16 protein-coding genes are annotated in these 20,983 nt (G+C 61.7%); 6 read left to right on the forward strand and 10 right to left on the reverse strand.

Annotated elements, in window-relative coordinates; all coding sequences use genetic code 11:
- The first annotated feature begins 1 nt into the window (after window position 1).
- From HHJ18_RS09900 to HHJ18_RS09915, 4 genes are read left to right on the forward strand one after another with little or no spacing between them, the layout of a single operon-like run.
- Window positions 2-1,534, forward strand: a complete 1,533-nt coding sequence (locus HHJ18_RS09900; RefSeq protein WP_296914607.1) for an aromatic amino acid ammonia-lyase — start codon at window positions 2-4, stop codon at window positions 1,532-1,534.
- A gap of 7 nt (window positions 1,535-1,541) precedes the next feature.
- Window positions 1,542-2,165, forward strand: coding sequence for an ABC transporter permease (locus HHJ18_RS09905; RefSeq protein ID WP_296914610.1), 624 nt, complete (start codon window positions 1,542-1,544; stop codon window positions 2,163-2,165).
- 14 nt (window positions 2,166-2,179) lie between these two features.
- Window positions 2,180-2,824, forward strand: a complete 645-nt coding sequence (locus tag HHJ18_RS09910; protein WP_296914613.1) for an ABC transporter permease — start codon at window positions 2,180-2,182, stop codon at window positions 2,822-2,824.
- The gene (locus HHJ18_RS09915; protein ID WP_296914616.1) at window positions 2,821-3,771 is read left to right on the forward strand and encodes an ABC transporter ATP-binding protein; all 951 of its coding nucleotides are present in this window, start codon (window positions 2,821-2,823) and stop codon (window positions 3,769-3,771) included. Before HHJ18_RS09910 ends, HHJ18_RS09915 begins: the two co-directional genes overlap by 4 nt.
- 325 nt (window positions 3,772-4,096) lie before the next feature.
- Here HHJ18_RS09915 and HHJ18_RS09920 read toward each other — a convergent pair whose 3' ends face one another.
- The 3 genes from HHJ18_RS09920 to HHJ18_RS09930 all read right to left on the reverse strand — a co-directional run bounded on the left by HHJ18_RS09920 (window position 4,097) and on the right by HHJ18_RS09930 (window position 6,991).
- On the reverse strand, window positions 4,097-4,669 hold the full coding sequence (locus HHJ18_RS09920; protein WP_296914619.1) for a hypothetical protein: 573 nt from the start codon (window positions 4,667-4,669) through the stop codon (window positions 4,097-4,099).
- Between the two features lie 66 nt (window positions 4,670-4,735).
- Window positions 4,736-4,957: a CsbD family protein gene (locus HHJ18_RS09925; protein WP_296914620.1), complete on the reverse strand. Its 222-nt coding sequence runs from the start codon at window positions 4,955-4,957 to the stop codon at window positions 4,736-4,738.
- Window positions 4,958-5,395: 438 nt separating this feature from the next.
- Window positions 5,396-6,991, reverse strand: coding sequence for an iron ABC transporter permease (locus HHJ18_RS09930; RefSeq protein ID WP_296914622.1), 1,596 nt, complete (start codon window positions 6,989-6,991; stop codon window positions 5,396-5,398).
- Window positions 6,992-7,157: 166 nt separating this feature from the next.
- On the opposite strand from HHJ18_RS09930, the gene HHJ18_RS09935 reads away from it, so the two are divergent.
- Window positions 7,158-8,255 carry an ABC transporter ATP-binding protein gene (locus HHJ18_RS09935; protein ID WP_296914623.1) on the forward strand — a complete coding sequence of 366 codons (1,098 nt, stop codon included), beginning with the start codon at window positions 7,158-7,160 and terminating at the stop codon, window positions 8,253-8,255.
- A gap of 39 nt (window positions 8,256-8,294) precedes the next feature.
- Here HHJ18_RS09935 and HHJ18_RS09940 read toward each other — a convergent pair whose 3' ends face one another.
- From HHJ18_RS09940 to HHJ18_RS09965, 6 genes are all read right to left on the reverse strand, one after another.
- Window positions 8,295-9,032 (reverse strand): lysophospholipid acyltransferase family protein, encoded by a 738-nt coding sequence (locus HHJ18_RS09940; RefSeq protein ID WP_296914626.1) that lies wholly within the window; start codon window positions 9,030-9,032, stop codon window positions 8,295-8,297.
- Between the two features lie 15 nt (window positions 9,033-9,047).
- Window positions 9,048-10,346, reverse strand: a complete 1,299-nt coding sequence (locus HHJ18_RS09945) for a dihydroorotase (protein WP_296914629.1) — start codon at window positions 10,344-10,346, stop codon at window positions 9,048-9,050.
- Between the two features lie 226 nt (window positions 10,347-10,572).
- Complete coding sequence (locus HHJ18_RS09950) at window positions 10,573-11,535, reverse strand: aspartate carbamoyltransferase catalytic subunit (RefSeq protein WP_296914631.1); 963 nt, start codon at window positions 11,533-11,535, stop codon at window positions 10,573-10,575.
- Window positions 11,536-11,587: 52 nt separating this feature from the next.
- The gene (gene pyrR, locus HHJ18_RS09955) at window positions 11,588-12,094 is read right to left on the reverse strand and encodes a bifunctional pyr operon transcriptional regulator/uracil phosphoribosyltransferase PyrR (RefSeq protein ID WP_296914633.1); all 507 of its coding nucleotides are present in this window, start codon (window positions 12,092-12,094) and stop codon (window positions 11,588-11,590) included.
- Window positions 12,091-12,507, reverse strand: a complete 417-nt coding sequence (gene ruvX / locus HHJ18_RS09960) for a Holliday junction resolvase RuvX (RefSeq protein WP_296914636.1) — start codon at window positions 12,505-12,507, stop codon at window positions 12,091-12,093. Before ruvX ends, pyrR begins: the two co-directional genes overlap by 4 nt.
- Window positions 12,504-13,091: a YqgE/AlgH family protein gene (locus HHJ18_RS09965; RefSeq protein ID WP_296914639.1), complete on the reverse strand. Its 588-nt coding sequence runs from the start codon at window positions 13,089-13,091 to the stop codon at window positions 12,504-12,506. Before HHJ18_RS09965 ends, ruvX begins: the two co-directional genes overlap by 4 nt.
- A gap of 123 nt (window positions 13,092-13,214) precedes the next feature.
- Between HHJ18_RS09965 and HHJ18_RS09970 the strand changes: the two genes are divergently transcribed.
- A complete protein-coding gene (locus HHJ18_RS09970; protein WP_296914641.1) occupies window positions 13,215-14,696 on the forward strand; it encodes a deoxyribodipyrimidine photo-lyase in 1,482 nt (493 codons plus the stop codon).
- A 56-nt stretch (window positions 14,697-14,752) separates the two neighbouring features.
- Here the strand turns inward: HHJ18_RS09970 and HHJ18_RS09975 are convergent, their stop codons facing one another.
- Window positions 14,753-20,929 (reverse strand): Hpt domain-containing protein, encoded by a 6,177-nt coding sequence (locus HHJ18_RS09975; protein ID WP_296914644.1) that lies wholly within the window; start codon window positions 20,927-20,929, stop codon window positions 14,753-14,755.
- Between the last annotated feature and the right edge of the window lie 54 nt (window positions 20,930-20,983).

Below are 20,983 nucleotides of genomic sequence, written 5' to 3' on the forward strand. Positions count from 1 at the left end.
CATGACGATTGAAGTGGGTACAGCGTGGGTCGGCATTGACGAGTTGGTGCGGGTAGCGCGCGTTGGCGAGTCCGTCGTGCTGGCGCATTCCGCGCGCGCGCAGGTTTGCGCGGCGCGCCAGGTCGTGATGCGCCTTGCCAGCTCGGGCCAGCCGATTTACGGCCTCAATTCCGCGCTGGGCGCCAACACCGGCGCGCTGCTGCCCGACAGTGATCTGCAAGACTACCAGCGCCGCGCGGTGCGCGCGCGGGCAGTGGCCGTCGGGCCGGCCTATGACCAGGCCTCGGTTCGCGCCATGCAGTTTGCCCGCATTGCCGGCCTGGCACGCGGCCGCTCCGGCGTGTCGCCGCAGGTGCTGGATGCCTGCATCGCCTTGCTCAATCATCGGGTGCATCCGGTGGTGCCGCGCTTCGGCTCGATCGGCGTGGCCGACCTGCCGCAGCTCTCGCACCTGGCCTTGCCGCTGTTCGGCGAGGGAGAGGCCGAGTTCGGCGGCGAAGTGCTCAGTGGCTGTGCGGCGCTTGAACGTGCCGGGCTTAAACCGGTGACGTTGGGGGTCAAGGATGGCCTTGCGCTGATCAGTTCCAACGCGGCCACCACAGCGCGTGCCGCGCTGGTGCTGCACGACGCGAACGCTGCGCTCGATGCCTGGCTGGCCGCCATCGCATTGGGTTACGAAGGCTTTCGGGCCAATTTGTCACCGATTCATCCCGCCGCGGTAGCAGCCAGACCCGCCACCGGCCAGGTCGAGGTAGCGCAGCGGCTACGTGCGCTGCTGCAGGGCAGCGCGCTTTTCCTGCCGGGCGCTGCGCGCCGCGTGCAGGACCCGGTGTCGATGCGTGTCGTGGCACAAGTGCATGGCGCTGCGGAGGGCATGATCAGCGCTGCCAGAGCCCAGGTCGAGCTCGAACTCAACAGCGCCGCCGACAGTCCGCTGGTGCTGGCACACGAGGGGAAAGGCCAAGCCGACGAAGACGGCGGCGTCATGCTGTCCAACGGCAATTTTCACGTGCCGGCGCTGGCCCTGGCTCTGGACGCCTGTGCGATTGCGCTGGCGCAGGCGTCCAGCCTGTCGGTGGCGCGCTGCCAGCGCTTCATGTCACCGGATCTGACTGGCCTGCCGCTGCAACTGACCCGGCACGGCCCAACCCACTCGGGCTTTGCCACGGTGCAAAAAACCCTGACCGCGCTGTGGGCCGAAATACGGCTGCGCGCCAATCCCGGCTCGCTCGACTATCTGCCGGTTTCCGAAGGGCTGGAAGACCACGCCTGCATGGCGCTCGGCGTTGCCGAAAAACTCGGCGAACAGGTGGAGCGCATCCGTTATCTGATTGCCATCGAACTGCTGGTCTCGGCGCAGGCGGTGGACCTGCGTGAACTTGACGAGGCCGGCATGGGGGAAGGCGCGCGCCTGGCCTACCGGCAGCTGCGCCAAATCGTTCCTGTGCTGGACGAAGACCGCCCGCTCGGTCCGGACATTGACCGGGTGGAGCGCGCCGTCGCGGCAGGTCTGTTCGGCCTGCAAGCCGCGTGACCAGCCGATGAAATGGTTTTTGCGCAACTGGCCGGATGTCGCCTATGCCTTGTGGGAGCACATTGCCATCTCGCTGACCGCGCTGACGATTGCCTTTGCGCTGTCGCTGGTGGTCGGGGTTGTTGCCGCGCGGCGCGAGCGGCTGTACGGCGCGGTCATGACCGTTTCAGGCTTTCTGTACACCATCCCCACGCTTGCGTTTCTCGCCTTCCTGATTCCCGTCGTCGGGCTGGGGCGCACCAACGCGATCATCACCATGGTGGCGTTTTCACTGATGATCCTGATCCGCAGCGTGGCGACCGGCATCCGCGAAGTTCCGGCCGACGTGATTGACGCCGCGCGCGGCATGGGAATGAGCGCGGCACAGATCATGCGGCGCATCGAGCTGCCGCTGGCGCTGCCGCTGATCGTCGCCGGCCTGCGAGTGGCCGCCGTCACCGTCATCAGCGTGACGGTGGTCGCCGCCTACGTCAACGCGGGCGGGCTGGGAACGCTGATCTTCAACGGCATTGCCAGCGACCATCCGGCGAAAATCTGGACCGGCGCCCTGACCGTCTGCATCCTCTCGGTCAGCGTCGATCTGCTGCTGGCGCTGCTGGAGCGCCAGCTCAAAAGCCGGCGCACCGCCTGAGCTCGGGAACAACCATGCTTGCCGACGCCTGGAACTATCTGCTTGCGCACCCCGCGCAGTTTTGGCGTGCCCTCGGCGTTCACATGGCGCTGTCGGCCTCGGCGCTGCTGCTGGCTGCGCTCGTCAGCATTCCGGCAGGTATTGCCGTGGCCAGGCGCAATCGCCTGTCGCTGGCGGCAGTGAACGCGGCCAATGTTGCGCGCACCCTGCCATCGCTGGCCGTGCTCGCACTGGTCATGCCGCTGCTCGGAACCGGCTTTGCGCCGGCGCTGTTCGCCTTGACACTGATCGCCCTGCCGCCCATCGTCACACACACCATCGTTGCGATGCGTGGCGTCGATGCCGATGTGGTCGATGCCGCAGTCGGCATGGGCATGACGCGATCCATCCTTTTTTGGCAGGTCGAGTTGCCGATGGCCTTGCCCGTCATTTTTGCCGGCTTGCGCACAGCCGCAGTGCAGGTCATTTCCGGCGCGGTGCTGGCCGCGTTTATAGGGGGCGGTGGCCTGGGCGACTTCATCACTGCAGGCATCGCCATGATGGCCACGCCCCAGCTGCTGGTGGGCGCCATTCCCGTCACGCTGCTGGCGCTGGGCACTGATTTTCTCTTTGGCGCCTTGCAGCGCCGCATGACGCCCCGGGGGCTAAATTCAACATGATCACACTCGACCGCCTCAGTAAAACCTTCGCCAACAGCGCCCAACCGGCGGTCGATGGACTGTCGCTCTCGGTTGCTACAGGCGAAATCTGCGTGCTCATCGGCCCTTCGGGCTGCGGCAAGACCACCACCATGCGCTTGATCAACCGCATGGTCGAGCCCGATTCTGGGCGCATCGAAGTGGGTGGACGCGACGTGATGCGAATTGACCCGGTCGAACTGCGCCGCTCCATCGGCTATGTGATTCAGCAGGTCGGGCTGTTTCCCCACATGACGATTGGCGAGAACATCGCCACGGTGCCGAAAATGCTCGGCTGGGACGCGCCGCGCATTGCTAGGCGCGTCGATGAACTGCTGGCGCTGGTTCACATGGAGCCGGCGCAGTTCCGTGAGCGTTTTCCACGTGAGCTCTCGGGCGGCCAGAAGCAGCGCGTCGGCGTGGCGCGGGCGCTGGCGGCGGACCCGCCTGTCATGCTGATGGACGAGCCGTTCGGCGCCATCGACCCGATCACGCGCACGCTGCTGCAGGACGAGTTTTTGCGCATCCTGCGCGAACTCGGCAAAACCATTGTTTTTGTGACGCACGACATCGACGAAGCGATCCGCATGGGTTCGCGCATCGCCATCCTGCTCGCCGGCAGGCTGATTCAATACGATACGCCTGAACGCATTTTGGCCCGTCCAGCCGACGCGTTTGTGCAAGCCTTTGTCGGGGAAGACCGCTCGCTGAAGCGGCTTTCCCTGCTGACGGCAGGCGCCTATGTCGAGGCAGGAAATCCCACCGCTGCGGCGCCACGTCTGCCGCCCGGCACGCCTTTGCGCGATGCCTTGGCGGTGATGCTGGACGCCGGCGTTGATGAGGCCGGCATTGTGGACAGCCGAGGCGCTGTACTGGGGCGAATCACCCTGGCAGGGATTCGACAGGCGGCGCAGGTGGCAAAGCCATGAATCCACTCTGACGCAAGCCTCTGCCGCCATTAAGAGGTTTTTCAGAGCGCTGAATCCAGGTACATTGGACCAGTCGCGCAATCCCCTATGCTATTATTTTAATAGCTACTATCGCTTATAGCTATTGGGCTGTAGCCGTATTCGCTGTATAGAAAAGAACTCCGCAAGACTTCCTCAGGTTTAAGGCGCGCATCTCGCGAAAAAAGGGAACCAGTCTCATACAAACGCCACCAAGAAAAAACCCGGCTCGCATTTGCAGCGCCGGGTTGTCCAGGAAATGCATGGACGGTTACCGCCCTCTTTCAGGCGATCCGTCGTGCTCTGACTACTTCATGCCAAATTTGCTTTTGGCATCGTTCTGGCAGGTGGTCTTGGCGGGACCTGCAAGACTGTCGCAACGCTCATTGGCCGCTTTGTAATCGGCTTCACGCTTTTCAACGCCGGCATCTTTTTTCACATCGCTCATTTTCTCGGACTTGTCCTTGCTGGTATCGGCGGAGGCCTTGGTCACCTTGGCATCTTCTCTGGCCTTGACGCGAGCAGCCTTAGCGTCCTTGACGCAGACATCCTTGGCGTTAGCAGTTTGGTCATCGCACTTTTCCTTCGCGGTGTCGTAAGCAGCGTCGGCTTTGGCGAAAACGACCTTCTCGGTATTTTTTGGCGTGGGCTTGTATTGGGATTCCAGTTCAGCCTTGGCGACCTTGTCTGCGCCCTTCGCTTCGGACACGCAGATGTCTTTAGCATTGGCCTTCATGGCACTGCATTTGTCACGGTTGACTTTGTAGTCTGCCGAGATCTGGTCTTTCTGGGTTTTGTATTCCTCTTTGGTCAATGCCATGGCACTGCCCGCAAAAGAGCAAGAAAGAGCGACGGTCAGCATTAGCAATCTGGTTTTCATGATAGGTCCTTGGGTGAGTTATCTAATTAATTATGGAGAAGCGGTATACCGGCGAGTTGCGCCAGATCAATAGCGCTCAAAGAAATTGGTGGGGTTGCGTTCCCGCCATGTGTCGACCTGCTTTTCAGCCTCGTCCTTGTTGATGCCGTGACGCTCCTGAATTTTGCCCAGCAGCAGGTCGCGCTTGCCGGCAATCACATCCAGGTCGTCATCGGTCAACTTGCCCCACTGCTCTTTGACTTTTCCTTTGAACTGAAGCCAGTTACCTTCTATTCGATCTTGGTTCATGGTTCTCTCCTGAAGATGTTGCTTAATACGCTGGCGGCCTGCGCATTCTCATTCAAGCGAATGTTTTGTGGCGAGTGCGTAAAGACTACTTTTGATCCGTTGCAAAAACGGTAGTCCCGCACATTTGAAGACCGTAGGCTCTTGCCTACATTTCATGTAGAACGATGGCTATTTTCCGCAGCTGAGCCGTTCGCAGAGAACATGGTTTTTTTGGCTAGTTATTGATTTATCTGTAGTGAGGGAAAAGCGCCTATCCTCAACATCCGAATCAGTTCGGCCCGCCAGCGCCGAACTGACACGTGCCATCGCTGCAATCCTGTTCGAGCTGACCACCACTATCCCGCGCAAGAAGTGCGAACTCACTGCAATCGCGATTGAATAAGGCTTGCCCGAGCACTGGATGGTAGGGACCGTGAACCTGGCTGGGAAGCGGCTGCGTTACCTGGCCCGCAAGGTGCGGCTTAGCAGTGCCACCGGCAGCAGGCCGACCAGCACCAGCGCCAGCGCGGGCAAAGCGGCTTCACCGAGTCGTTCGTCGCGCGCCAATTGGTAGGTGACCACGGCCAGGGTGTCGCTATTGAAGGGACGCAGCACCAGTGTGGCCGGCAGCTCCTTCATGACGTCGACAAACACCAGCAGGCCGGCCACTGCGACTGAACGCTTGAGCAGCGGCCAGTGCACGCGGGCCAGCAGACCGGCGCCGGTGCTGCCCAGCATGCGTGCGCTGTCATCGAAACTGACCGGGATACGCGAGTAGCCACTTTGAATCGTTTGCAGGGCGACGGCGCTGAAGCGCACCAAATACGCCCAGACAATGCCGAGCGCGGTGCCGGTGATCCAATAACCCGCGCCGGTCTGCGGCGCTGCAGCCTGCAGCCAGCCCACGGGCAGCAGCAGGCCCACCACGATCACGGCGCCCGGCACGGCATAGCCCAGGCTGGCCAGCTGAACGGCCAGACGGGTGAGCACATGCGGCTGGCGCCGCACCGCAAAAGCCAGGCTGACGGCCAGGCCCGTCGCCAGCACGGCCGCCAGACCGGCGAGCCAAACACTATTAAGCGTCCAGCCGAGAAATTTATCCCAGAGCTGGTTGTCCCAGCCCAAAATCAGCGGACGCAGCATGAACAGCACCGGCAACACGAAGCCGAATGCAATTGGCAGGGCGCATACCAGCCAGGCGACCAGTGCCCGCCCGCCTTGCAGCTGAACTGGCGCGGCATCCGAAGCCCCGGAGCGCGCGCCGCGGCCCCCGGCAAAACGCATGCGCTTTTGCGCGCTGTGCTCAATGCGCAGCAGCACGGCGACGACGATTAGCAGCACCGTGGCCAGTTGCGCCGCGGCAATGCGGTTGTCCATGGACAGCCAGGCCTTGTAAATGCCAGCAGTAAAGGTCTGGATGCCAAAATAGCTGGCCACACCAAAATCGGCCAGTGTTTCCATCAGGGCCAGCGCCACGCCGGCCGCCACCGCCGGACGCGCCAGCGGCAGCGCCACCTCACGAACGCGGCGCGACAGCGGCGCGCCCAGCAGCCGCGCAGCCTCCATCAGGTGCACGGCGCGTTCTGACAAGGCCGTGCGCGCCAGCAAATACACATAGGGGTAAAGCGCCACCGTAAATACCAGCACCGCGCCGCCCAGGCTGCGCACTTCGGGCAGCAAGCTGCCGCGCAGACCCAATACCGCGCGCAGCCAGCTTTGCAGCGGACCGCCGAACTGCAAGAAATCGGTGTAAGCGTAGGCAATCACATAGGCGGGCATGGCCAGTGGCAGCAGCAAGGCCCACTCAAATACGCGCCGGCCCGGAAAATCAAACAGCGTGACCGCGCTGGCCGTTGCCATGCCCACCGTGCCCACACCCAAGGCCACGCAAACGCACAGCAACAGGGAGGTCCCGATGTAGTCCGGCAGCACGGTTTGCAGCATTTGCAGCAAGATGGAGCGCGCCTCGCCGTTGAACTGCAGCCAGGACAAGGCAACGGCCAGCACGGGCAGCGTCAGCAGGCCGACCGCCAAAAACAGCAGTGCAGCAGGCATGAAACGAAACACGGAACGAGGCACAGAACGGAGCAGAAGTTGGCGGCGCATGAATATCCGGAAAAAGGCTTTGTTGCAGTTGCGGGCAGTGCCCAAACCCGCATGCGCCATGGTGCGTGCAGTCAGTCACTGCAAATGAGAATTGTAAGCATCTACAATCAAAGCCATGTTTTTGGAAGTCTCCCAACTCGCCGTGCACTATGCAGGCCGCTCGAAACTGGCCGTTGAGGGCGTGTCTTTTAGCCTGCCGGCCGGAGAAATCGGGGTGCTGATCGGGCCCTCTGGTTGCGGCAAAACCACGCTGCTGCGTGCGGTCGCTGGGCTGGAACGCGCACAGGCGGGCAGCATCAGCCTGGCCAAGCAAGTCGTCAGCAGTTCAACGGTCCAGGTGCCGGCCGAATCACGCCGCATCGGCATGGTGTTTCAGGACTACGCGCTGTTTCCGCATTTGAATTCGGCGCAGAACGTGGCGTTCGGGCTCACGCATCTGCCCCCCTCCCAGCGCGCGCAACGCGTCAACGAAGTGCTGGAGCTGGTCGGCCTGGGCAATGTACACAAGCGCTTTCCGCACGAGCTGTCTGGCGGGCAGCAGCAACGCGTGGCGCTGGCGCGCGCGCTGGCGCCGCAGCCACGCTTGCTGCTGCTGGACGAGCCCTTTTCCAATCTGGACGTGGACTTGCGCGAGCGCCTGGCGCACGAGGTGCGCGCCATCCTCAAGGCTGCCGGGGCCACGGCCCTGTTTGTCACGCACGACCAGCTCGAAGCGTTTGCCATCGGCGACCGCATCGGTGTGATGCATGAGGGGCATTTGCACCAGTGGGATGACGCCTATGCGCTGTACCACCGGCCCGCCACGCGCTTTGTCGCCGACTTCATCGGCCACGGTGTCTTTACCCACGCGCGCATCCAGCAGCATTCGCAAGGGGTCGTGGTGCACACGTCGCTGGGCGATCTGGAGGATCTACAAGAGTGTCCGCTGCCCAGCGCGTACCCGGGCGGTTTGTGCGATGTGCTGTTGCGCGCCGACGATATCGTGCATGACGACCATGCGCCGGTGAAGGCGCAGATTCTTCGCAAGGCGTTCCGCGGTTCAGAATTTTTGTATACGCTGCGGCTTTCATCAGGCGAGACGGTGGTGGCGCATGTGCCTTCGCACCACGACCATGCGCTGGGCGAATGGATAGGCATACGCCCCGAGGTCGATCACGTCGTCACCTTTCCGCGCGAAGTGGCCGCTGCGGCGCCGCTGGCTGACGCGCACTAATCGGCGCGTGCGGTGGCGCTCCGGGCGGCTTGCGCCCGGCTACACCTGCCGCAAGCGCTCAATATCCTCGCGCAGTGCCTGGGCCCATGCACGCCTGGTTTGGCCCTGCGACTCCTGGGGCTCACCAAAAGTCACCACCGCTTTCAGGCCGCGCGCCGTGAGGGTTCTTGAAATCGAGCCGATCAAGGTTTCGTCGTCCACATAGCTAGGCGCAAAACTGGTGGCGCCGCTGGCTCTGTCGATGAACTTGAGGGCCACCGGCTGCACCGGCACCGAGGCCTCGATGGCGGCCTGGATCAGGTTGGCATGAAAAGGTTTGAGCGTGATGCCGTCACCGGTCGTGCCTTCAGGAAACACCGCCAGAACGTCACCGGCGCGCAGGCGGACGGCCATTTGCAACACCACCCGATGCGCATCGCGCCGCGATGCGCGCTCGATATACAAAGTATCAGCTCCATGGGCCAGCGTGCTGACAAAAGGCCAGTCTTTGACATCGGACTTGGACACAAATCGGCAATGGCGTGAGGCGTGGATCACCAAAATATCCAGCCACGAAATATGGTTGGCCACCAGCAGCACGGGGCCGGCAGCCGGCGGCGTGCCATTCACCACTAGCTCAATACCTACGATGCGCAACATTTCTCCGGCCCAGGCGTGAACTCGAGCCTCCCGGGCGGCCTGTTCAAGCTTGGGGAAAACGGTCTTGATGGTCCAGAAGCCGCGCACCGCGTGCAGCGTGGCGCGCATTAATTTCCAGCTAACGCCGAACACTCTCATGAAGTCAGCCCCCGCTCAGCGCGCGGCTTCGTAAGCCACCTGGCCACCCACCACGGTCCAGCGCACGCGCGCCGCCAGTTGGTGGCCAGAAAACGGTGTGTTCCTGCCCTGGCTACGCAAGGCGGCTGGCTCCACCATCCAGGTGGCATTTGGGTCAAACACGCAGATATCGGCCATGCCGCCTCTGACCAAGCGACCGGCGCTGGCCTGCAGCGTGCCCAGGGCATCGCCCAATACACGGGCCGGCTCGCTAGTCAACACCGCAAGCGCGCGCAGCAGGCCGCCCGGGCGGTCACTGCCCCACTTGCAGGCCAGGCCGAGCAGCAGTTCCAGGCCGGTAGCGCCCGGCTCGGCCTCGGCAAACGGCAGGGTTTTGGCGTCTTCGGCGACCGGCGAGTGGTCGGATACCAGCGCGTCAATCGTTCCGTCAGCCAGGCCCAGGCGAATCGCGTCACGGTCGCGCTGCTGGCGCAGCGGCGGGTCCAGACGCATGCGGCTGTCGAAGTAGCCGATGTCCACATCGGTCAAATGCAGGCTGTTGATGCTGACATCGCAGGTGATGCCCAGCCCCTCGGCCTTGGCCTTGCCGACCAGCGCCACGCCGGCAGCACTGCTGATGCGGCACAGGTGCACGCGCGCACCGGTGGCGCGCACCAGTTCAAAAATCGTGTGCAAGGCAATCGTTTCGGCGGCCACCGGCACGCCGCTCAAGCCCAGGCGTGTGGCCAGCGCGCCGCTGGCGGCGACGCCTTTACCAAGATGAATCTCCTGCGGGCGCAGCCAGACGGTGTAGCCGAAAGTTGCTGCGTATTGCAGCGCGCGCAGCAACACCTGGGTGTTGGCCAGCGGCACTTCGGCCTGGCTGAAACCGACGCAGCCGGCCTCGGTCAACTCGACCATTTCAGTCAGCGCCTCGCCTTGCAGGGCGCGCGTCAAGGCGCCCAGCGGGAAGACGCGTGACTGGTGCAGCTTTTCGGCGCGGAACTTGAGCATTTCGACCAGTCCGGGCTCATCCAGCACCGGGTCGGTATCGGGCGGACAGACCAGGCTGGTGACGCCGCCGGCAACCGCTGCAGCCAGTTCGCTTTCCAGCATGCCTTCGTGTTCGTAGCCGGGCTCGCGCAGCCGGGCCGACAAATCGATCAGGCCGGGCGCCACGATGCAGCCGCTGGCGTCAATGGTTTTGTTGGGCACAAAATCGGCAGCGCGATTGTTCAGCGAGACGATGCGGCCCGCAGCGATGGCGACGTCGCCGACTTGGTCATAAGCGCTTGCCGGATCTATCACCCGGCCGTTCTTGATGAGGAGTTTCATTAGATTTTTCCGGAAATTGGCCGCCGCGCCGGGCCGCCCCAAGCAAGGTCCGCCTTTTCAAGACACAGTGAAATACAGGATGCGACAAGCGCGAGAGTTGGACTTCGCGCTGCGGCGCTCCCGCATTCGCAAGCAGGGGCCGCGGAACCGGCTTTGCCGGGCCGCAGGCGCAGCGCCCCCTCGGGGGGCAGCGAACCACGCGAAGCGGGGAGCGTGGGGGCCTCACTCATGCTTCATTCCCGGCAACAATGCTCATGACTGCCATACGCACGGCGATGCCGAAAGTGACCTGCGGCAATATGACGCTTTGCGCGCCATCCACCACCGCCGAATCGATTTCCACCCCGCGGTTGATAGGGCCGGGGTGCATGACGATGGCGTCCGGCTTTGCCAGCTGCAGCTTTTCGTTGGTCAGGCCAAAACTCTTGAAATACTCCTGGCTACTGGGCAGCAACGCGCCCGACATGCGCTCGTTTTGCAGCCTGAGCGTGATGATGACGTCGGCGTCCTTGATGCCATCTTCGAGCGTGTTGCAGACGCGCACCCCCATGGCCGCCATGTCTGAGGGCACCAAAGTTTTAGGGCCGACGACACGCACTTCGGCGCAACCCAGCGTGGTGAGCGCGTGGATGTCGGAGCGGGCCACCCGCGAATGCAGCACGTCACCGACGATGGCGACCGTCAGGTTGCTGAAGTCCTTTTTGTAATGCCGGATGGTGTACATGTCGAGCAGGCCTTGCGTCGGGTGCGCGTGGCGCCCGTCGCCGGCATTGATCACATGCACATGCGGTGCCACATGCCGGGCGATCAAGTAGGGCGCGCCGGATTCGCTGTGGCGCACCACAAACAGGTCGGCGGCCATGGCGCTCAGGTTGGCGATGGTGTCGAGCAGCGACTCACCCTTGGCGGCCGATGAACGCGCAATGTCCAGGTTGATGACGTCGGCAGACAGGCGCGTGGCGGCAATTTCAAAGGTGGTGCGGGTACGCGTCGAGTTTTCAAAAAACAGGTTGAAAACGCTTTTGCCGCGCAGCAGCGGGACTTTCTTGACCTCGCGGCTGCTCACGCTGACGAAATTGGCGGCGGTATCCAGAATGTGCGTCAGCGTGGCCTTGGGTAAGCCTTCAATCGACAGCAGATGAATCAGTTCGCCGTTTTCGTTCAGTTGTGGATTTCTTCGGTACAGCACGCTTTCTCCTTCTTTTTTTCTGTTGATTCAGGTGCAGGCCCCGGGGCTGAGCTTAGCGGTCCTGAACCCGAAAACTGAACTGGCCGTCTTCGGCGCGCGCCAGCTCCAGCGTCTGCGAGGCCGGCAAGGCGACACGCGCAACGGCCAGATCGGGCTGCACCGGCAACTCGCGCCCGCCCCGGTCCACCAGCACCACCAGCTTGACGCTGGCGGGCCGGCCGTAGTCAAACAGTTCATTGAGCACCGCGCGTATGGTGCGCCCGGTGTACAGCACATCGTCAAGCACGATCAGGTGCGCGCCATTCACGTCAAAAGGCAACAGCGTTTGCCCGCTTGACGCTAGGCCGCGCTGAGAAAAATCGTCGCGGTGCATGGACGAAGACAGCGTGCCCGCTGGCTGCGTCAAGCCCAGGTCTGTTTGCAGGCGCTGCACCAGCCAAGCGCCGCCAGACGCTACGCCGACCAACTGCGGCGGCTCGGCGTAGCTGGTCAATAGAAGGCGCATGCCGCGCAACAAATCGCCGTAGAGCGCCTCGGCATCCAATGTCAAACTGCTCACGGAAGACTCCTTAAAAACTGCTGCAAGATGATGCAGGCAGACGCGGCATCGGCGTCTTTGGCGCCGCCAGCCAGGGCTTCGGTGGTGCTGTAGCGCTCGTCCACCTCAAACACCTGCAGTCCAAAACGCCCACGCAACTGGCGAGTAAATTTTTGCGCACGCACGGTATTGTCGTGGCTCGCACCATCGGGGTGAAACGGGATACCGACGACCAGCGCATCGGGCTGCCATTCCTTGATGCGCTGTTCGATCAGCTTGAAACGCGCGTCCCCTTGTGCGGCAATCGTCGCTTGCGGCGTGGCGGTGCGGGTCAGTATGTTGCCGGTGGCCACGCCGGTACGTTTGAGGCCAAAGTCAAAAGCCAGAAAGGTTTGAAGACCGACGGCCAGCTGCGGCACGGCCAGCAGGCTCATGCGTGACCGGCCTCGGGAGACAGCATCCAGCTCTGCAAGCCCAGCAGCAGCAGGGCCTTGTCGTAGCGCTGCTCCACCGGCGTGTCGAAAATCACCGCCAGATCGGCGGCCACGGTGAGCCAGCTGTTGTCTGATATTTCCGATTCCAGCTGTCCCTCGCCCCAGGCAGAGTAGCCGAGCGAAACAAATATCTTGCGCGGGCCTGCGCCAGTGGACAGCGCTTCCAGCACGTCTTTGGACGTCGTCATTTCCAGTCCGCCGGGGATCGTCATGGTTGAGGCGTACACCGCCTCGGCGCCGGGCATCATCGATTCATGCAGCACAAAACCGCGCTCGGTCTGCACCGGGCCGCCTTGAAAAACCGGTTCTTCCACCAGGTCGTCGCGCCGAAGTGGCAACTCCACCTTGTCAAAAAGCTTCTTGAGATTGATGTCGCTGGGCTTGTTGATGACCAGGCCCAATGCGCCGCGCTCGCTGTGCTCGCACATGTACACCACGCTTTTGGCAAAGGCTTCGTCAGCCAGCCCCGGCATGGCGATAAGGAAGTGGTGCGTCAGGTTGATCGTCGCGGAAACGGTGGGCATCGCCGGATTTTACGCGTACTGGACCGGCGGGTGCAGCTGTTTGACGCTGGATTTTCTGCAACAGATTGGCAACCGGAAAGCGCTCAAAAAGCCTTGCCAGCCCTTCTTCGCTACCATCAGCCCATGCAAAAAGACTACCAAATCGGCCTGATGTGGTTCCGGCGCGACCTGCGGGTGGATGACAATGCGGCGCTCTACCACGCACTCAAGGTTTGCAGGCAGGTGTTCTGTGTGTTCATCTTTGACACAGAGATTCTGGATCCCCTGCCGCGTGCCGACCGCCGCGTGGAATTCATCCGCGAATCGCTGGTGGACCTCAACGAGCAACTGCAGCGGCTCGCCCTGGAAAACGGCATAGCGCCGGCCAGTCTGCTGGTACGGCACGATCGGGCTAGCGATTGCCTGCCTGCGCTGGCTGCGCGGCTGTCAGTCAACGCCGTCTTTTTCAACCACGACGACGAACCGCAAGCCCTGGCAAGAGACGCGGTGGTGCAAGCCCGGCTGGAGCGTCAGGGCACGGCCTTGCACAGCTTCAAGGACCATGTCATTTTCGAACGCGCCGAGTTGCTGACCTTGGCTGGCAGGCCGTACACCGTCTTTACCCCGTACAAAAACGCGTGGCTGAAGAAAATCGACGATTTTTACCTCAAGCCCTACCCGGTGGAGCGCCATGGTGCGGCGCTGGCAGCCAGGCTGGCAGATGAGCCACGGGCCATACCGGCCTTGGCATCGCTTGGATTTGAGCCTACCAACTTGTCGGCGCTGAAAATACCCAGCGGCAGCCGCGGTGGCGCGACGCTTTTCGGCGATTTTCTGGCGCGCATGACGCACTACAAAGACACGCGTGACTTTCCGTCCGTTAAAGGCCCCAGCTACCTTGGCGTGCACCTGCGTTTTGGCACGATCTCCATCAGGAAGCTGGCGGCCAAGGCGCTGCAACAGCAGAAGTGCGGCAGCGAGGGCGCGGCCACCTGGCTCAGCGAGCTGATCTGGCGCGATTTTTATGCCCAGATACTGAGCAACTTCCCGCACGCGGCGACCAGCGCCTTCAAGCCCGAATACGAGGCGATTGCCTGGGAAGCGGGCGACAAGGCCCAGACGCTGTTCAAAGCCTGGTGCGACGGCCAAACCGGCTACCCGCTGGTGGACGCAGCCATGGCGCAGATCAACCAGACGGGCTATATGCACAACCGGCTGCGCATGGTCAGCGCCAGCTTTCTGGTGAAAGACCTCGGCATCGACTGGCGCTGGGGTGAACGCTATTTCGCCGAGAAGCTCAATGATTTTGATTTGTCATCGAACAACGGCGGCTGGCAGTGGGCGGCCAGCACCGGCTGCGATGCGCAGCCTTACTTTCGTATTTTCAATCCGGTCAGTCAAAGCGAAAAGTTTGATGCGGAAGGCAAATTCATCCGCAAATACCTGCCGGTGCTGGCCAAACTACCCGGCGCAGCCTTGCACAGCCCGTGGCTCGCCAAACCGCTGGAACTGCAGGCCGCAGGGGTGGAACTCGGGAAAAACTACCCCCTGCCCATCGTGCAGCATGACCAAGCACGCGCGCTAACACTGCAGCGCTATGCGGTGGTAAAGAAAACAGCAACCTGACTTGCTATAAATTTTATAGCTAATAGCGCCCGTCCCACATGGGCTAGAGGCACTTTTTATGCAGAAACAGCAATTTCCGCAGAACAGTAGTGCCGAACCAGACGCATCAACTCGTCTTCCGAGTACGGCTTGCCCAGATAGTGGTCGACGCCCAGTTCCTTGGCATGCTCGCGGTGCTTCTCGGCAATCCGTGAGGTGATCATGATGATGGGCAAGTTGCTCAGGCGTGCGTCAGCCCGGATATTGCGCGCCAAATCAAAGCCATCCATGCGCGGCATTTCAATGTCGGACAGCACCACGGCGGGTCGCTCTTCCCGCAAGCGCTCCAGCGCCTGCAGACCATCGGCCGCCATCGCCACACGATAGCCTTCGCGCTGCAACAGGCGCTGCGTGACTCGCCTGACGGTGATGGAATCGTCAACCACCAAAATAAGTGGCATTTGCGGCGCCGCAAGCGCCAACCCTGGCGCCTTGCCGGCAGCGCCGCCAAACGCTTCGAGAACCTGCGGTTCCGCCAGGTCTGCGCTCCAGTCACGCGCCTGCTGGCCATAAACGGTAGCTAGGGCTACCGGGTTATAGATCAGCACCACCGCACCCGAGGCAAGCACCGACATGCCGGCCAAGCCTGGCAGTCGCGATAACTGCGGGCCCAGATTCTTGACCACCACCTCGCGGTTACCCAGCACTTCATCGACGTGCAAGGCCATGCGCTGGGCCGCGCTGCGGAAAATCACGACCGGCGAAGTCTTGGCTTGGGCTTCGCTGCTGTACTGCGAAGCCTGCAACAAGGCGCCCGACCAGAAAAAAGGCAGGGCCTCTCCCGCGACTTCAAGCGTACCGGCGTTATAGGCCTGCTGCAATTCCTTGGCTGAAGTACGCCGCACCGTCTCCACCACGTTGGACGGCACACCCACCGTCAGATCGCCGGCGCGGATCATCACGACCTGCGTTACTGCGGTCGTCAGGGGCAGCACCAATTTGACTTGGGTGCCCTTGCCGGATACCGTGGATGTTTCAATTCTTCCGCCCAGCGCATTGACTTCAACGCGAACCACATCAAGGCCGATGCCACGCCCTGCAATCTCTGTAACTTGCGAAGCAGTGGTGAAGCCCGGCATGAAAATCAGGTTGGCTGCCTCCTGGTCGCTCAGGGAATAGTCTGCCGCAATCAGCCCATGGCTCAAGGCCTTTTCGCGGATACGCTGCAAGTTCAGGCCGGCACCGTCATCACTGAATTCCACCGATACGTCATTGCCTTCGTGGCGAAGATGCACCGTAATCAATCCGACCGGGTCTTTGCCAGCGGCGGCGCGGTCCTGGGACAGTTCGATGCCATGCGCCACGCAGTTACGCAGCAGATGCTCGAAAGCCGGCGTCATGCGGTCCAACATGCTGCGGTCCATTTCGGTGGTACCGCCCAGCAAATCGAGCCGCACCTGCTTACCGGTTTCCTTGGAAGCTTGCCGTACGACACGGTACAGACGCTCGGAAATCCCTTCAAACTCCACCATGCGGGTACGCAGCAGGTCGCGTTGCAATTCACGGGTCTGGCGTGCCTGCGCGATCAGATCATCCTCGGTCGATTGAACCGTGCGTTGCAAGGTGCGCTGCACCGTCGCCACGTCGTTCACCGACTCGGCCATCATGCGGGTCAATTCCTGGACACGGGTGAAGCGGTCAAACTCAAGCGGATCAAAACCCGCCTGGGCTTCCTTGGCCTGAGCCAGACGCGACTGCATCTGGGTTTCAGCCTGCAGTTCAATGTCGCGCAATTGCTGACGCAAACGGTTCAAGTTACCGTTCATGTCGCTTAAGGAGCCACGCAACTGGCCGAGCTCGGCTTCCAGCCGGGAGCGCGTGATCATGACCTCGCCGGCCTGATTAACCATGCGGTCGAGCAAATGGGATGGCACGCGTATCGAGGCCGATGCCGCTTGCCGCAGAGGCTGAAGGGCTAGGGTTTGCGGTGGCGGAATTGTTACCAGCCGTCCAGAACTGGTTTCATGGCTAACGGCTGTATCCACCAAAGATTGCGCAATCTCCAAAGCGGGCAACACCACGACAGCAGCAGCGGGTTCTGTGGCCGGCACGCCGACAGCGAGATCGCTTGCAGATGCGGCTTCGGTTTGACCCAGGCTTTCAAAAACGGCTTGCATGGCGTCAAAGCGGGCCAACAGAGGATCAAACTCCTGAGTGGCTGAGGCATCCGAGCCAAGATGCTCGATTTCCGATTCCATTCGGTGCGCCATTTCACCGAGCCGCAGCGCGCCAGCCAGACGAGCACCGCCCTTGAGCGTGTGCAATGTACGCAGCACTTCCATGCGCGCACTCAGGTTGTCGGGACGCACCGACCACTGCCGCAGTGCTCCGCCCAGGCGCGGCATGAGCTCAGCGCCTTCCTCCTGGAAAATCGGGAAGAGATCAGGGTCAATCACGTCGACCGCATCGATATCCTCATCGCCAGTTGTTCTGAATAAGGCGGTGCCAGCCGGCACGACAGCAGCGACCGGTGGTGGCACAAAGGAAACCAGCCGCACGACAGGGACAACTAGCGCCTCGGCAGATGCAGCAAGTATGGTTGTGGCTACTGTTGGAACCGCGGCTTCCACCACCGCAGGTTCGGGTAGAACCATGCGAGTAGGCTGGATGTCGATCCCAGCCAACAAATCGTCAAGAAAATCAGGATCGCCAAACTCGTTCACAGGCGGCAAAACGGAGTCGGAGAAGTCCAGCGCCAGTAGTCCACCAAGGACGTCGGCATTCGGATCCTTGAGAAATCCGGCGGCAAACTGGTGCAGCAAACGGCGTATATCTTCCGCTGCATCAACAAATACCTTGCCGTATCGAGCAGCGCCATTGCTGTGATGCACCTCGGATTGCTGCAAGGCATGCTCTAGCGCGCGAGCGATCTCGGATAATGCGAGGAAACCGACGGTCGCAGAACTGCCCGCCAAGGAATGCGCCAGCGACACTGTAGAGTCGCTGACCGGCTGGTCGTGCTCCAGCGCCCACTCGGTAATCTCGGTGACTAGCCGACGCGACCATTCATCGGCCTCGTTCAGGTAGACATTGTAAAGAGGGATGCCTATGCGCAGGGCACCGATGACCTTGATCTGCTCCTCCTCTTCTTCACTCTCCTTGCCTTCTGCTGGCAGGGAAGTCGCCGACGCATGGCCAAACGCCGCGCTGTCCAGCATCGCCCAGGCTTGCGCAGCCGGCGGCTCGACTGATTCAAGGATCTCCACCGGGGCCATCGGATCCGGCAGCGATGTGTAGACATCTTCAGCCTGCGAGAACTGGGTCGCGACAGGCGTGGCCGGGATCTGAAAATGATTGTCAAAATCCGCAGCCGACAGTTCAATGGCCTCGCCAGAAACCAGTTCTTGGGGCCAGTGAGGCGGTTTGTTTGCCATCTCCGCCGCATCAATCGGTGGCGATGCGTCAGGCTCGGCTGGAAGCGCAAACAGGCTCTCAAAATCAATACTTTGAATATCAGCACCATGGGTATCAGCGAGGGCTGTCGTGACTGCCTGCCCAGGCGCGGAATCAGCTGGCGCAGCAGGCACCAACTGGTCAGCCAAAGCCATGTCGAAGTCAAAGTCGACAACGGGTTCGCCGGCAAGGTCAGCAGCCGTCGGATCGGTTGAATGGCCCGATAACGAGGATTCCGCTTCAGGCGCCTGAAGCTCAAACGAGTCTGCGGCAACTGCTTCCGTCGCGGGAAATGTAACGCTCTGCTTGCTCGCGATGGTGTTGGCAACCAGTTGCAAGGCGCAGTAGCGCTTTTCGGTGCGCATGGCATCGGCGCTGACGCAGAAGGGTGCCGCCGACCAAGAAACGTCCTGATTCGCCGCAATATCGGCAATCCAGTTGCTGAATCCAGCCATGACACCCGCGCACAACGCCCGGAACTCAGCCGTGGCAGCATTCTGATCAGCGAGCCAGCTGTTGAGCAACTGCTCAAGCGACCAAGCGGCTTCACCGAACTCTCCCAAGCCGACCATTCGCGAACTGCCTTTAAGCGTGTGAAAGGCACGCCGCAATACCGTCAATTGCGCGGCATCGCCGGGATCGCTCTGCAATAGCGCTAGGGCTTCCAGGGCATGGCCGACGACTTCGCGTGCTTCTTCAAGGAAAATATCCCGTAAGTCGTCTTCCTCGATATCCACCAAGTCGACCGAAACAGTTGGCAGCACGGGCATCTGCACCACGGTGGAGGCCAGCGTTGTCAAGGCCTGAGTGGCCCCTTCGGTGTTGTTCGCAGAAAGCGCGACTGCCGCAGCGTGAGCGGTCTGAGCCAAGGCGGACTGCTCGGCCAGTGCCGCATGCGTTGCCAAAGCATCCAGTCGGGCGCCTAGTGCTTCGTCCACCTCGCCCACGCCCGCCTCCAGCACCAGCGAAATCGCTTCCTCTGACAGCAAATCGTTGTTGGTTGGCATGGGCTCAGCAACGCTGGGAGCGCCCGGCGCGCGACCCATCAGCGGCTTAAGTTCCCCCTTTTCCTCGTCATAGACAAACAGTTTTTTCGCCAGCACGGGCTGGTAATTGAGCATGTCAATCAGGAAGCTCAGGGCACCCAGGTTGTTCCCAAGCCGCTCAAAAGTTCCGGCGGCGCGCGCTTTTTGATCGTCAATTTCGGTCACGAATAATTGCTCGACACTTTCGCGCATGCGTAGCACTGCATGCGAGGCCTGATCCAGGCCGAGCACCGACAGCACGCCACGCATCTGTGAAAGCTGCATCGGCACGGCCTGCAGGACGGTCTTGTCTTGCGGGTTGCGAAAGAACAGGTCAAGGGAATTTTCGAGCTCGCCCAAGGACACGCGCAGTTCCCCAACCACGCTGCCCATGGTCTGTTTGTCACTGACGCGGCGGTAAAGCTCCTCCATCCAGACTTCCAGCGGCTGCGGCTCACCGCCTGCCCTGACGCCCTCCAGCCGCTCGGCCAGATTGGTGGTGCGCAAGGTCAGCTGCGGATCGTTGGGATCGAGATCGGCAAAGGCGGCCTCAAGATAAAGCACCGAGGTGGCAACTTCCATCGCCAACTCTATTCTTGGGGCCTGAGCAGAGCGCACCGTTGTGTCGATCGCGCGGGTCAAGGCTTGCGCCAGTGGTTCGCTGGGCGGATGTAGCTTGAGCAGGGAATCGGTCACCAGGCTGAACTGGTCAGCTACTGCTTTGAACTTGCTGCTGTCTCCGCCGGCAAGCGACGACCAGACCTCCTTGGCAGAGACGATACGTTTGCGCGCCTGTGCCAGCAGCGCCGGATCGAACCGGCCAAACTGCACGAGTTCGTAGTCCACCGGTTTAAAACGTGTCAGCCCGTAGGCTAAACGGACTGCCGACAAAGCGGGCGTGTCCGCCGGACTGGAGGTCGCCTGGGCGCAGAAAAAAAGCAGATCCTGCGCCAGACGTTCCGATATCGCCGTATCACCTTTGGCCAGCGCGGCATATTGCAAAAGAATGCGGGAGGCGGCGCGCTTTAAATAGACATCCGAGTCCAGCAAATCGTGCACCACCGCTTCAAAAAAGGCGGCGGTGATCTTCCAGAAAATCCTTGGTTGCCGATCAGTCTGTCGCGCTGCAAATCCCAGGCTGGTATCCCTGAGATGGCGTGCGGCCAGCGGTGCCTGGCCTTTCATGAACTGAAGCACCCACTGGTCCATCACGGCCCGCGCGCTGTCATCGTAATTCCGCGCTTCTACATTCACGGCAAATTCCGGCTCCAGCCAACGCCACTCATAGGACCACAGGTCAGCGGGGTGAATCCGGTCAGCGCGTATCAGCGCCTGAATATCACGGTACTGCGGAAACAGGGAAACTGCAGACACTGGCTTGCCTGCCAGCACACCTTCGAGGTATTCCGTCAACGCAAAGCTGGCACGCTCGATTTTGCCGGCGGCATCCTGGCTGCACTGCTCGGGTTGCTGTACAAATTTTTGTACCGCGGCCTCCATCGCCCGAAGCACCAACGCTGGCTCTGCCAGCCCCACCATCTCCAGCGCACCGACTGCCTGGTGTAACTGCTGCCGCGCAATGCGTAACTGGCTGGCATCAAGCGCCGCCAGATCAGATCCGCGCGCCGCCTCGGCCTCTCGCACGAAGCGCTTGAGCGCCTTCGCGGCGCTCTCCAGCGACTTGCGAAGTTCGTCAAGCACCCAGGCCAGAGGACCCAGATCGCTACCAGTGAGATCGAATTCAGCTGCGCTTGAATTCGCGACGTTGGATTGCATAAGTAAGAAGCCGGTTCAGAAATCGGGTTTGCGGTCAGCGCACAGCAGGCGGCT

Origin of the sequence: Polaromonas sp. (assembly GCF_012927455.1) — a bacterium.
GTDB lineage: Bacteria > Pseudomonadota > Gammaproteobacteria > Burkholderiales > Burkholderiaceae_C > Polaromonas.